General features: G+C 59.4%; 13 protein-coding genes. 9 read left to right on the top strand and 4 right to left on the bottom strand.

Annotated elements, in window-relative coordinates; genetic code table 11:
- Window positions 1-19 precede the first annotated feature (19 nt).
- Genes EV662_RS15525 through EV662_RS15485 form a run of 9 tightly spaced genes read left to right on the top strand, consistent with a single transcriptional unit; the run spans window position 20 to window position 7,409 of the window.
- Window positions 20-1,174 carry a lytic transglycosylase domain-containing protein gene (locus EV662_RS15525; RefSeq protein ID WP_207903632.1) on the top strand — a complete coding sequence of 385 codons (1,155 nt, stop codon included), beginning with the start codon at window positions 20-22 and terminating at the stop codon, window positions 1,172-1,174.
- On the top strand, window positions 1,174-1,983 hold the full coding sequence (locus EV662_RS15520; RefSeq protein WP_132464583.1) for a type IV secretion system protein: 810 nt from the start codon (window positions 1,174-1,176) through the stop codon (window positions 1,981-1,983). The genes EV662_RS15525 and EV662_RS15520 overlap by 1 nt, the downstream gene beginning before the upstream one ends.
- A 17-nt stretch (window positions 1,984-2,000) precedes the next feature.
- The gene (locus EV662_RS15515; RefSeq protein WP_100931477.1) at window positions 2,001-2,654 is read left to right on the top strand and encodes a VirB8 family type IV secretion system protein; all 654 of its coding nucleotides are present in this window, start codon (window positions 2,001-2,003) and stop codon (window positions 2,652-2,654) included.
- A gap of 11 nt (window positions 2,655-2,665) precedes the next feature.
- Window positions 2,666-3,352 (top strand): TrbG/VirB9 family P-type conjugative transfer protein, encoded by a 687-nt coding sequence (locus EV662_RS15510; RefSeq protein WP_207903631.1) that lies wholly within the window; start codon window positions 2,666-2,668, stop codon window positions 3,350-3,352.
- On the top strand, window positions 3,349-4,728 hold the full coding sequence (locus tag EV662_RS15505; protein ID WP_093363080.1) for a TraB/TrbI/VirB10 family type IV secretion system protein: 1,380 nt from the start codon (window positions 3,349-3,351) through the stop codon (window positions 4,726-4,728). The genes EV662_RS15510 and EV662_RS15505 overlap by 4 nt, the downstream gene beginning before the upstream one ends.
- 4 nt (window positions 4,729-4,732) lie before the next feature.
- Window positions 4,733-5,719: an ATPase, T2SS/T4P/T4SS family gene (locus EV662_RS15500; protein ID WP_093363081.1), complete on the top strand. Its 987-nt coding sequence runs from the start codon at window positions 4,733-4,735 to the stop codon at window positions 5,717-5,719.
- On the top strand, window positions 5,716-5,910 hold the full coding sequence (locus EV662_RS15495) for a hypothetical protein (RefSeq protein WP_009807516.1): 195 nt from the start codon (window positions 5,716-5,718) through the stop codon (window positions 5,908-5,910). The genes EV662_RS15500 and EV662_RS15495 overlap by 4 nt, the downstream gene beginning before the upstream one ends.
- A complete protein-coding gene (locus EV662_RS15490; RefSeq protein WP_009807517.1) occupies window positions 5,907-6,320 on the top strand; it encodes a hypothetical protein in 414 nt (137 codons plus the stop codon). Before EV662_RS15495 ends, EV662_RS15490 begins: the two co-directional genes overlap by 4 nt.
- Window positions 6,321-6,332: 12 nt before the next feature.
- A complete protein-coding gene (locus tag EV662_RS15485; protein WP_132464577.1) occupies window positions 6,333-7,409 on the top strand; it encodes a TrbL/VirB6 family protein in 1,077 nt (358 codons plus the stop codon).
- Window positions 7,410-7,612: 203 nt separating this feature from the next.
- Here the strand turns inward: EV662_RS15485 and EV662_RS15480 are convergent, their stop codons facing one another.
- From EV662_RS15480 to EV662_RS19615, 4 genes are all read right to left on the bottom strand, one after another.
- A complete protein-coding gene (locus tag EV662_RS15480) occupies window positions 7,613-8,779 on the bottom strand; it encodes a reverse transcriptase family protein (RefSeq protein WP_132464575.1) in 1,167 nt (388 codons plus the stop codon).
- A gap of 176 nt (window positions 8,780-8,955) precedes the next feature.
- A complete protein-coding gene (locus tag EV662_RS15475) occupies window positions 8,956-10,176 on the bottom strand; it encodes a phosphoribosyltransferase-like protein (RefSeq protein ID WP_132464573.1) in 1,221 nt (406 codons plus the stop codon).
- A 176-nt stretch (window positions 10,177-10,352) separates the two neighbouring features.
- The gene (locus tag EV662_RS15470) at window positions 10,353-11,885 is read right to left on the bottom strand and encodes a UvrD-helicase domain-containing protein (protein ID WP_132464568.1); all 1,533 of its coding nucleotides are present in this window, start codon (window positions 11,883-11,885) and stop codon (window positions 10,353-10,355) included.
- The coding region (locus EV662_RS19615; protein ID WP_207903630.1) for a TOPRIM nucleotidyl transferase/hydrolase domain-containing protein at window positions 11,878-12,635 on the bottom strand (758 nt) is incomplete at its 5' end. The genes EV662_RS19615 and EV662_RS15470, both read right to left, overlap by 8 nt.

The raw sequence follows: 12,635 nt of genomic DNA, 5'->3' as shown, positions 1-12,635 counted from the left end.
GGCGGCCCGGAGGGTGACATTGAAGTCTAGGCTGACCCATATCCTCGCGCTTTGCTTGCTGCCCGGTCTCGCCTTGTCTCAAGGCGTGCCGACCAATGACAGCGGGTTGACGGCGCGCGATATCATTGAGACCGGCGATCGCGAGGCCGACCTCGCGGTCCAAGCCGACAAACTTGCCGCGCGTGAACTCATCGCCGAGATTGAACGCGAGCAATTGGCCACCCTGCAGCGCATCCTCGATGCCCAAACCAGCTTCGGAGGTCAGGGCTTGCCAGCCATGGTCTCCGGGCTCGAAAGCGGCAGCGGCGATCCCGCTCGTTCCGTCGAGGCGGTCTATGGCACGGGTGAGATTGATCCCAATCCCGGCGGTGCGCAGATGTTCGGGGATGCGGCAGAAAATATCGAGCAGCTCATCATCCGCGTCGCCCAGGAGACCAGCGGGTATGCGGGCGTGGGCCGCGCGGGTCTCTCGCCGGTTCAATGGCGGGCTCTGCTGCAAGCGCTCATCTGGCAGGAAAGCCGTTTCACCATCGGTGCCCGCTCGCCGGTCGGGGCCTTTGGCCTCACCCAGATTATGCCGGGCACCGCCAGCGATCTCGGCATAAACCCGGAATATTATGACAGCCCCTATCTGCAGGTGCATGGCGGCGCGCGGTATTTGGCTGCTCAGCTCAACACCTTCGATGGCAACATCATCAACGCACTCGCGGCCTATAATGCAGGCCCCGGCCGGGTCTTTGAATATGGCGGTGTCCCGCCCTTTACCGAGACCCAGCACTACGTCCAGGTCATCCCCGAACGCTACAATCTCTACCTAAGCCGCATCGGCGGGATCGAAGCGCTTGGGACGATCGACCCCGCTCTGCTGGCCAATGCTAACCTCTCGATGACCGGGCATGGCGCGGCGTTCTATGGCAGCAACTCGCCCGCCGCGATCCGGCAGGCCGCCCTGCGCATCGCGGACATCGTCGAGCGGATTTCCGAGACCGAAGACGTGCAGGAAAGCATCGCGCTCAACACCTATGCCCGCGCCGAACTCGTGCGCCTCGTCGCGGCCCGCATTCGGCTTCAGGCGGCGCGGACCCGCGTCCTTTCCGCCGAAGAATTGGCACAGGCCAGCGCCCGCATGGCCGAGGGCGCGTTCATGGACTTCACGATCAGGGAGATTGACTGATGAGAGATCTACTTGTGAGGACGGCCTTGGCCGCGACGCTTGGAATTGGCCTGCATCTCGGCACCCTGTCCCCTGCCCTTGCACAAGGCGTGCCCGTCGTCGACACCCAGAACATCGCGCAAAACATCCAGCAGCTCCGGCAGATGATCGAGGACGAGATCCTGCAAAACGAGCAGCTGACGCAGCTCCGCGAACAGCTTGCGACACTCACGGACCAACTCGCGGAGCTGCAACGGACCTATGAAGCGCTCACCCGTCTCGCAGAGCTTCCAGAAATCATCCGCACCGAGATGGAGGACGAGCTGAACGGCCTGCTCGATCAGGAATTCGGCGACATCCTCGCCACAATTGAAGCCATCAAGACCGGAGACTTCTCTGGCCTTTCCGGCTCCGGCGCGGGCGAGATCGAAACCCAAATGGACCGGGTGTTGGCCGATCTCGGATTTGACGATGACACGCTTTCGGAAATGGCCACCAGCGGCAATCCCGGGGCCAACCGCGTGGCGACGCAGGCCACCACCGGCGCGCTCGTCTCGGCCGCAGCCCAGAACAGCTATGAAGATGCCGGCCAATCGCTCGAGCGGGTAGACCGCCTCGTCGGGCTCATCGACGACATGGACGAACTCAAGGAAAGCATCGATCTCAACACGCGCGTGACCGCGGAGCTCGCCATTGCGCTGGTCGCCATGTGGCAGCTCGAAGCGGTGCAGACGGTGGGTGACGGCACCGGCGGAGTGATCGATGCTGCGACCATCGCCGAGGAGCAGCGCTTCATGGATTTCACCCTGCCGGACCTGCGGGCTGACTGATCGTGAGGGAATGAGAGGTGGCTACTGAACAGGAAATCATCGAAGAAGAGCTAGTCTATGGCGCCCTGCGCCGCGAACGGCTCTGGCAGCGCCTTGGGCTCATCGGCCTTATCTTCGGCATTCTCGGATGCCTGAGTGCGGCGGCTGTCGCAATTCTCGATGTCGATCCACCCCCCGTGGTCGTGCCCTATGATCCCGAGACGGGCTTCGCGCTTCCCGAGGCTTCGGTGGGCGCGACATCTATCACAGCCAACCAGGCGGTCATCGAGGCGGAAGTCTTCCGCTATGTGACCGACCGAGAGGTCTATAACCAGCTCGACAACGATCTGCGCATCCGCAGCGTTTTGCGCCGATCGGACGGGGCTGCAGAGGGCGGGTTGCGCCAAATCTGGAACAGCGCCAACGAGAACTACCCGCCAACGGTTTATGGCCCCAATGCCCGGCTCGACGTGGAGATCCTCAGCATCAACCGGATCGGAACCAACCGCGCCACCGTCCGCCTGCGCAAGCGCCTGACATCTATCAACGGCGTCCAAACCGGGCTTTTCACCGCCACGCTTCTCTTCGAGTTTCGCCCCGAGACCCGCCGCTCCATCGATGAGGTCTGGACCAACCCCTTCGGCTTCACGGTCCTCGAATATTCCATCCGCTCCGACAGATTGGAGAACTGACGTTGTTGCTTATGAGATCGCTTGTTTTTGTCATTGCTCTGTTGCCCGGCCTCGCCTTCGCGGAAGCCATCCCGCGCGGCGGTCCCAATGACAACCGCGTGCGGCTGGCCACCTACCAGGAAGGTCAGGTCTATCGTCTCAACGTCTCGCTCACCCATGTCACCACCATCGAGTTCGGCGAGGGCGAAAGCATCCGCTCGATCATCGCCGGCGACACAGAGGGCTTCGAGATCGACGGCGTGCCGGGTGGGCAGGCCTTCGCGATCAAGCCCGTCGCGCGCGGTGTCCATACCAACGTGACCGTCTATACCAACCGCCGCAGCTATTACTTCAACGTCCAGGAGACCCGCAGCCTCACCTTCTACGTGGTCCAGTTCCGCTATCCCGAAGACAATGTACGGGCCACGCGTGCCATCGCAGCGCAAGCGCCGAACTACAATTACGGTGCCAGCGCGCGCACCGAGTTCACCCCGACTCGCGTCTGGGATGATGGGACGTTTACGTACTTCGAATTCCCACGGAATGCGCCGGTGCCCGCGATCTTCCGCTACGCGAATGGCCGAGAACGGACGGTCAACACCCAAGCGACCGAGGACGGCGTGATCCGGGTCTCCGGGGTGAACAGGCAATGGGTCCTGCGGATCGGGGACGAGGTGGTCTGTATAGAGGCCACACCGCCTGCGGGGGTGGGATCATGAGCGACACCGGAAACGCGGACCTTGAAAAGCGCCTCGCCGCCCTCGAGCAAGGCAAAGGCGCGAGCTCACTCCCTGCCCCACGGCGCTCGCCGCTGCTCGCATTGGTCGTCGTCCTCGTGATCGGTGCGGGAGGGGCATTGCTCTATCTCCTCTCCCAGCCCAAGGAAGAAGAAGCCCTGCCCACGGCCACGCCCGACGTGTTCCAAAACGAAGGCGACGGCTTCGGCGCCATCGAAACCCTCTCACCACCCGAACCCGAGGTAGTTCTGGTCGCGCCGGAACCGGTGGAACCGAACGCCGAGCTTTTGGCGCAACTCGCCGCCCTTCAGGCCCAGATCGAGGAATTGCGCAACGCCCCCGAACCGGTGGTCGAGGAAGACACGGCTGCCGCCGAAGCCATCGATGCGCTGACCGCTCAGATCGCGGCGCTGCAAGCCGCCTCGGAAGCCGCACAGCAACGATTCCAGGACGAGCTGACGGCGCGGGATCGCAGCCTTGAGCAACTCCGCATGGATCTGGAACTGGCCCAACTCGAGGCCAGCCGACCCCAACCCGCCCCAGCGGGCCCCACGGAAGATGAACTGCGCGCGCGGGAAGAAGAGCGGCTGCGCCGCGAGGAAGAAGCACGGCGGCTTGCGGAACTTGAACGCCGCGCGGCCGAGGAGCGCGCGTTTCAGGAACGCCGCATCACCTCGCCCACCATCGCCTTTGGTGGCACCTCAGGCGCAAATGAAACCACGCCAACCGAACGGACTTTTGGCGAAGTGACGGATTTCGTGCTGAACGGCGCGTTGCCCACGTCGGTGACGCAAGCCGAGGTCATCGCCAATCCGTCCAACACCATCATTCAGGGTACAATGATCCAGGCCGTCATGGAAACCGCCCTCGACAGTTCCCTACCCGGCCAGACCCGTGCCGTCGTTTCCGAAGATGTCTACAGCGTCGACGGCTCTCGTCTCCTGATCCCGCGCGGGTCCCGTCTCATCGGGCGCTATCGCTCTGGCGTCGATATCGCGCAGCGCCGGGTCACCATCGCCTGGGACCGGATCATCCTGCCCGACAACCAGACGATCCAGATCAGCTCTTTCGGGGGTGACGAATTGGGCCGCTCCGGCGTGACCGGCTTTGTCGACACGCGCTTCGATGAGCGTTTCGGCTCAGCGGCGTTGATATCGCTGATCTCCGCCGCGCCAAGCGCTGCTGCTGCAAACGTCCAGGATGAGACCGCCGCGGACGTGCTCGAAGACGTGGGCGATGATCTGGCAGATGCGACAGACAGCGTCATCGGCGATTACCTCTCCATTGGCCCCGTCATCTATGTCGACCAGGGCGCGCGCGTCACGGTGATGGTCGACCGCGATCTGGAGATATTCTGAGCCCATGTCGCTGAGCTATCTCCAGACCTCGCTTGATCGGATCGAAGCCGCAGCACGCGACGATGTCATTGAGATTTGCATCAATCCTGACGGAAGCTGCTGGGGAGAATTCCAGGGCGATCACTTCATGCGAAAGCTGGACCAGAGGCTGACCGCAACAGAAGTCAAAGACCTCGGCAACCAGATCGCCTCTTCCGCCAACACGACAATGAGCAAGGATCGCCCGATCGTTTCGGTCTCGATCACCTACAAGGGGCGACCGATCCGGGCGCAGGTCATCACTCCACCTGCAGTGCTAACCGCCATGTCGATCAGCCTTCGGTTCTTTTCAAGCCTGCCACTCGACGGGATCGCAATCGACTTTCTCTATGGCAAAGAACGCAAGCTCGAAGAACTGCGTCTCGAGAAGACGCGGGAACTGCGCGACGTTGTGGCCGCGGGCGTGATCGACGATGCGCTGGCCTTTTGCGTCGACAACAAGCTTAACATGATCGTCTCTGGCGGCACCTCCACCGGCAAGACCGTGGCTGCGCGCAAGATCCTCTCGCACGTGCCATCCGAGGAACGCATCGTCACCATCGAGGAAGCCGCCGAGCTTCTGCCGACCCAGCCCAATGCCGTGACCCTCATCGCCAATCGCGATGCGGAGTTCCAGACCGCCGATGTGCTGCTCACCGCAACGTTGCGCATGCGCCCCGACCGGATCATCCTGGGCGAGGTGCGAGGCAAGGAGGCCATGACCTTCCTCGAGGCGATCAACACTGGCCATGGCGGCTCAATGACCACGCTTCACGCAGAAACCCCGCAACTTGCCGTGCAGCGTCTGGCCATCGCCGCGCTCAAGACCGAGATCCCCATGACCTATGCCGACATGATCCAGTACATCGAGAACTCCATCGACGTAATCATCCAGGCCGGTCGCCATGATGGCAAACGCGGGATCACCGAATTCTACCTCCCAGGCAACAATGAGATCGGAGCTTCCCAATGAAAACCTTTGAATACGATATCCTGTCCTTTCCCATGACCCGCAAAACCAGTCTTGCCGACATGCAGGCCAGCCTAAATGTGAAGGGGGCCGAAGGCTGGGAGGTCGTGTCGATCAGCTCCTCGGAATTCGCCAATGTGGGACACACTGTCTTCCTGAAGCGCGAGACCACACCCGCCAGAGCCACGGCATGAGGCAGGCGGGCTGTACCCTCGTACTGGCTGCGCTGGTCCTGGGCCTGACGTCGGCACCCGGCTTCGCTGAGCGCAATCTCGTGCCGACCCTCGAGCGCAGTTTCGACGTCTGTCCAGAACGGCCCGCTGAACCCGTGTGGATGCAGGAGATCCCCCTGCGCCAAGCCTATCAGCGCGTGCTGGTTCAAGACATCTACCGAGCCCAAAATCTTGAACGCATCGTAGAGACTGGCAGCTGCGCTTGCGAGATCCGGTTCCCGTCCTGGGACGATGCCGAGGGGGCGTTTCGTGAGCGCCACGCCAGTGACGAACGCTGGGAAATGCTGCAGGCCTCGGACGCCTACAACCGCCGCGCCAGCGCCGTCCGCCCTGCCGCCAAAGCCATCTGCGAAGCTGCAGGCAATTGGTAGGGTAGTCCCGTTATGAGCGTCGTCACTTATTTCGTTGAAACCTCCCAGGGCTATCTCGACACCGCAGCAGAAACCCAGTTCGGGTCGGTCGCGGCAACGGTCGGCACGCTTCTCGTCCTGGGAACAACGCTCGTGGTGATTCTCGTCTTCCTGAACATGATCTACCAATACAAGGCGATGGACGGCCGCACGGCCTTCTGGCTGGCAGTCAAGATCGGCCTCATCGGGATATTCGCGACCAACTGGGTGCAGTTCAACGCCCTCTCCACCGCCATCCTGGCCGGCATCGACAGCATTGCGGGCGCGCTTGTCGCCTCAGTCGGTGGCGGCACCCCAGGTCCCTCTGGGACCTTTGCCGAAGAGTTTGACCGGCTGATCGCGGAACTCGGCGACTACCTCAATGCAGCCGGATCAGAGCTGAACTGGATGGCAGGTGCCATGCTCGACATTGTCGGGGTGCTGTTACTTTCGATCCTCGGTGGGCTCGCCGCCTTCATTCTCGTGGCATCCCGCCTGATGATCGCACTCCTGATTGGGATTGCCCCGGTGATGATCTTCCTGACCCTCTTCGAAGTGACCAAAGATTACTTCGCGCGATGGCTTTCGGCACTGGTTTCCTTCGCACTCTACCCCATCGTCGTCGCCGGCGTGTTCGCAACGATCACTGGCGTCTCTTCCGCTCTGATCGGTGAGCTTGGCGACCCGGAAGGGGCTTCAAACATAGGCGCGCTCATCCCCTTCTTCATGATGGTCCTCATGGCCAAGGGCTTCATCATTGCCACGCCCTTCATCGTCCGCGCGATCTCCGGAAACATCATGATGCCCGCCCTCTCCGGTGGTCTCGGCGGCGGCTACAGCTTTGCCCGCGCCGCAATTGGCAGCCAGCAGGCCTACAATCGCTACCTGATCGGTGGGGCAAGCGGTGCGGAATATGCAGCCCTCAGAGCGCGGCAGTTCTTCGGTGTGCAGCAGATGCCTGTTCGGCAAGGGATGGGGCAGACGGGTTCCGCAGGAGGCACAGGATCCGCAGACTCGGGGTCAAAAATGCTGGCGCAGCTGGCAAGACTGGGTCGACTTGGACGCCGGTGACGGCCCAATGCCGACATCCGCCTTGACATCCAGATGCCGCGGCGCGGCCCGTCGATCCGGACATTCGCGGCAACCGCGAAGCGAACAAGCGAACGAATTCATAATTCGCAGCAAACGACGACTTTCGCTGTTATTGCGCTTGCCTCAGACCCTAGTTAACTCAAACACTTTGGTGGATTTGTAGTGACGTGCTCCCCTGGCTTTCAGCCTCGATGACCTAGGAGTCGGTTCGGCTCCAATGGCGGCCAGTCAACCGACTCAAAGTTCTCAAGTGCGCGCGCACCATAGTCCGGCTCAACGGTCTCCGCCCAAGCGATCAAACCGCGGACATGGTGAAAGATACCGGACACGGAAGTTTGCCTTGAAGCTGCGTGCACAGACGGCCCGTGTGATTCCGATGTCAGGTAATGTAAATGCATGCGGATGTTATCCTTGTATTCGCGCGGCAATCGCGGCCGCTCGGAATCAACTAACATGCCCAGAACAATCCGCCTTGTCCCTGGTCCACGAATGACGGTCTTTCGGTGGTTAGGGCGAAATCCTGACTTATTGAGCTTCTCCAAAACCAAGCGCTTGAAGCGCTGGACGTGCGCAAAGTCGTATTCTTCGCCACACGAAAACGCCAAGTCATCGGCATACCTTGTGAAGGTCATCCCGTATTCCTCAGCGAGCGCGCTCAAAATCTCGTCCACCTTCAACATAGCGAGATTGGCGAGCATCGGACTCGTCGGCGCGCCTTGTGGGAGCATCCCTTCATGCTCGCACTGATAGTATGGAATTGCAGGCCAACGTTCCCCTGGATCAGGTCGCGATCCGGGGCGCTCACACGCGACCGTAGTCAGTCTTGCAAATTCGAAGGAAAGGAGGCGCGGAAACCCCAAGTTCTCGAAGACGGCGGCGACGCGTCCTTCTGAGACTGTATGAAAGAATTCTTCGAGATCGATCTTGAGCAGCCAAGCGCATCCGCAATGCTCCGCCGCCGCTTCATAAGGCCGACAATCGGGATGGAACGCGAAACTGGCGGCATGTGGCCGCGTGAACTGGAGGATGTTGTCAACGATCCATCTCTGAAGGCTCATCAAAGTCCCATTCGGCACGCTGATCATGCGAACACGATTTCTGCCCGGGATACGCTTCTTGAGATAGAAGAACTTGTATGGCCTATGAGCACGCCGCCCCACCAAATCTCGAAGATGCAGGAACGGAATATCGGTCAGATGGCTGAGGTGCCTAAGCGTCAGGACCGGCGTGATTCTGGGATCGACCGCACGAATCCGCTCGAAGGTTTCCACCGCATGGTCGAGTACGGTATCGTCGACACCTTCCAGACGGCCTTGGGAGCGGTAGCGTTGAGGGTTCGGCGCCGGCATCTACTTTGACCCACCCGGGTGGGTGGTACTGCGCGTCGCGGCCAAGACACCGCCAGGCGTGACGTGCAGTATCGCGCAGCGTGAATACTCCGCTCCTCTTTGCGAACGTCGGAAATCCGACGTTCCAGGCCCCCAAGGGACCCGTCGCTGCCGAAGCAGCGCATTTCTAGACCACGTCATCGAGCCCTCAACTGTGTGGGATAGTAGAAGGGTTTGCTCGGCTTTGGAAGTATGGGGCTGCGCGCCCTGCGTCTTTTAAGCCGCCGAAGCTCGGACCGTCCGAGCGCAGACAGCGTGAGCTTTCGCGTCGTCCAACGCGCGATTTCAGTGAAGTCGACGATCTCTTGGACCGTCTCGAGCTTGAGTCGGCTGTGCGCCGATATCTGCGCGAGCGAGCGAGCACCCGCTTCAATCGCCGCAAGCACTAGCATCGTTTTGATCCATCGGCGACCACGCGAGTCTGACAAGTAAGTTTCGGCACCCCGGATACGAAGCAACTGCTCAGCCCGCGCGGCGACTTCCGCACGGTTTGTGCTAGGAAATTCTCCTTTGGCCGCGATGGTGCTGCGCCGCTGGAAGAGAGGCTCCCAGTTGCCCCATCCGCTATGTAGAATGGGCGGAGCATTGTTAGGAACACCATGTTCGAACGCAATAAGCGCTCCCGCCTCGCCATAACCGAGGGGCCTATTGTGATTGGGTGGATATGTTCGGCACAGTTGCCTCACTGCGTCGCGCGTCGGTTTGCGGAACGCGGTGTTGATCGTAGGACATCCGGTCACAGTCAGGACCTTCGGTCGCAAGCGGCTTGATTGTACGAGGCACAAACCCTCCTCGGTGCCCGAATACGCGACGACGTAGAAATCGATCAGGTGGTAGGAGCGCCAACTTCGAACCGAGGCGACAGCGCGAAATGCCTCGAGCATCTCCCAGACCCGCTGCCCTGATCCTATGAAATCCGCAACGACAACAATCGGGCCTGCTTTGCGCTTGCGCAGCAAGTCTGGACCCGGATGGTTGAGCATCTGTTGGCCATGCTGGCGACAGTAGCTTGTAATCATATTCGCGATCAGACCTTCACTTCCGACCTCGGGGCGATTTGGATCAAAGGGAATCGGTGGCGGGCCTTTGCCGACCGCGCGACCGTCCCGGGCGTTAGCGAAGATGGGCAAGACTTGGTTCTTATCCCATTCCACTTCGCGTTCTGCGTAAAAGGCGAGCGGCCTCTTACCTCCATATTGAGCATGGACTTTGTCAAACAGTTGGGTGATGCCGTTCGTTAGCTCGCCACCGCTGACGAGAAGCAGTTCGTCGATGAGGCTAGCGGCGATCTCACGATCCGTTTCTACGAAGCGCTCCAACCAGCGTTGTGCAACCTCTCTTTCCGAGAAATTTGCCACCTATCAATCTATCCTCGTGAATTTGCCGGTTTAACCAGCCTAAGCTACGACGTCAGTGTTAGTCTACTGATTTGGTTCGTGATGAGATGAACCGCAGGCTTCGTTCAAATTGGTGTTCTCTGCTGCGCAGTTTTATCAACACGGACATCGCTCCGCAGTCCGCCGATGCTTAGCATCTAAGGAATCTTAAAAATAAGACTGGGGTTCGCTTTTGGAATTACAATTACCAAAGATGACTTTGCGCGGCTTATGCCCACGTAAAACTTACATCTTCCGTAAATCGTGTTTCCAAAGCTGGCGCGGTCACAATGCATGATCATGGTATTGCTGCATTCGAGGCCCTTGGATTTGTGAACGGTGGAAAGCGTCTTCGGTAGTGGTTTGGGCCGAATTACACTGCGGCGCATGGCAATTTCGGCGTAGCCTTGGGAGGCGTCTTCATACTGTGCAAGCCTTTGCGCTTCCCGGAACTCGCGCTTGAGATCGACCTTTACGTCAGAAAAACCTGCGGCGGAGCTTTTGATGAATTGATCAATCGCGGCGATCGCTGTCGAAATGCCTAAGTGGTTGGGCTCGGCCAGCAGCATCCTGGCTAGACCTTGTATGTTTCCGGGTTTACCTTTTCGGGCTTTACCGCAATTGCATTCAATTTCATCTTTCAAAATGTTGCCGTGCGTTGAAGAAGTGAAGCCCTTTGCAATAGAAGACATGAACCTCGTAAGCGCTTCCGCAGCCCTGACTGCGTTGCCATCGACGGACTGAATGTCTGTTAATAAGATTGACAGTGCGTCGCGCGTATGGCCTTCCCAGATCGGAACCTTCCGGTTCCAGAATGATCGCAAACTGCGCACCAGCTCATTACTGCTGGCAAGAACAAAAAGCTCTTCGTGACCATTCAGGTGGTCATCCAAGGGTTTTCGTTGTGGCCAGCCAACACGGTATCCGCCGCGGGCGGGGGAAGTATTCTCAGCAACAATCACTTTGACGGAAGCTGGGAGAGCCGAAGTCAAATCGAGCGGCTCGTTGGCCAAAAGGGTCTCGCGAGCACTCAGCACCCATTCACCCAGTTCCGAACAACCTTCCGCGTCTTTGGTCCAGCGATGCGGGTGATCCAGCTCATCATGTGCCGCGCTAGCCACCAGAGCTTCCCAACGTGCTCGGTGCTGTTCGGCCGCCTTGGCTTTGCTCTCATAAATGCTCTGCATTCGATCACCGAAGATGCGCAGTTTCGCGCCTTGCCCATGTATAGCCATGATAATTTGGTGATGATCCGGCGAGGCGTCCTGGTGCTCGTCGCAAACAATGATCGGATAGCGGCGTGCCAGTGCTGCCGGAACCGCTTGATTTTTTTTGATAAATACCGCGACACGGGCCGCGACATCTGAGAAACCGTTGTGCGTATAGGCCCAAACGGTCGGGTCCGGCGGAAGGTCTAGCACCTTGTGATATACGGCGGCGATCTCGCAAATCATCGCGTCTATGGTTCTGATCTCAACGGCATTGCGAGAGATGCCCCGGGTACGCTCTTCGAATACGTCGCATGCCGCATTGGTATGCGTCAAAATTAGCATCCGAGCATTGCCGAGCGTCGGTGCAATATCATGGGCATATTCAGCGCCCTGATAGGTCTTGCCACACCCCGCAGGCGCTTCAATCACGACGAGTGGTTCATCGCTCCGGAGCAAATTGAATACGGAATGATCAGACATCCGGGAAATTTTCGGCAACGGTGAGACCAACAGAGGCCAGTATGGCTGCGATCAGAGGGAGCAAACGCGCTGAGAGATCATGCCATCCACCAAGCGAAATCGCCTTTTGAGCAAGTTCAGCGCCACCGGACTCAGACTTGAACCAACTGGACGAATGGCTCTTCCAAGCTTTTCCCTCACCTTCCGGTGCGCCGTCCGAGCTACCGCTCGCCGCTTCAATAACAAGCCGTTTTAGATTTTTTCCGGAGCCGACCAAGGCCGCGTTGATGCTGTCCAGAGTCCGTTCTTTGGCTCCGGCGCGAACTTTCAAGTGCTGAAGGCGATTGCCGGTCATATTTTCACCTTCGAGGCCGATAAGCGCGGGAATTTGATCGTCAGGAATAGCAGAGATGACCGCTTCTTCAGTGCAGCCTTCTTCCCACTGGAGGAGAAGGTCTCCCATCTTTCCTTTTAACGCCGCCCAGTTCCCGACCTTGACGCCTTCATTGTCGGCCAGGCCAGCAAACGTGAGCCCAGCCTTATCAAGAGCTTTGAGCAGTTTTCCTGTGTGATCGTTGCCTTGTCCGTTGCAGACACGAATTCCATGATCCAACGGAGCACACCCCAGGGCCAATTCTAGGATGTGATTAAGAAAGCCCACTTCCGTGACGCCTTCAGCTATCACCGCGACACGTGATAAGAACGTTTCAGGGTCGTTTTTTTGCTGTTTGCCAACTAACTCAGACGGGAGTGAGCCCAGGCGACCGGAAC

This window comes from Rhodovulum marinum (genome assembly GCF_004343075.1).
Classification (GTDB): Bacteria; Pseudomonadota; Alphaproteobacteria; order Rhodobacterales; family Rhodobacteraceae; genus Rhodovulum; species Rhodovulum marinum.
This window is presented reverse-complemented; position numbering and strand designations above follow the sequence as displayed.

Coding starts and splice junctions, on each gene's coding strand:
- EV662_RS15505 (WP_093363080.1), top strand. CDS start 3,349: ATGAGCGACACCGGAAACGCGGACCTTGAAAAGCGCCTCGCCGCCCTC.
- EV662_RS15510 (WP_207903631.1), top strand. CDS start 2,666: ATGAGATCGCTTGTTTTTGTCATTGCTCTGTTGCCCGGCCTCGCCTTC.
- EV662_RS15495 (WP_009807516.1), top strand. CDS start 5,716: ATGAAAACCTTTGAATACGATATCCTGTCCTTTCCCATGACCCGCAAA.
- EV662_RS15520 (WP_132464583.1), top strand. CDS start 1,174: ATGAGAGATCTACTTGTGAGGACGGCCTTGGCCGCGACGCTTGGAATT.
- EV662_RS15500 (WP_093363081.1), top strand. CDS start 4,733: ATGTCGCTGAGCTATCTCCAGACCTCGCTTGATCGGATCGAAGCCGCA.
- EV662_RS15490 (WP_009807517.1), top strand. CDS start 5,907: ATGAGGCAGGCGGGCTGTACCCTCGTACTGGCTGCGCTGGTCCTGGGC.
- EV662_RS15485 (WP_132464577.1), top strand. CDS start 6,333: ATGAGCGTCGTCACTTATTTCGTTGAAACCTCCCAGGGCTATCTCGAC.
- EV662_RS15470 (WP_132464568.1), bottom strand. CDS start 11,885: ATGTCTGATCATTCCGTATTCAATTTGCTCCGGAGCGATGAACCACTC.
- EV662_RS15480 (WP_132464575.1), bottom strand. CDS start 8,779: ATGCCGGCGCCGAACCCTCAACGCTACCGCTCCCAAGGCCGTCTGGAA.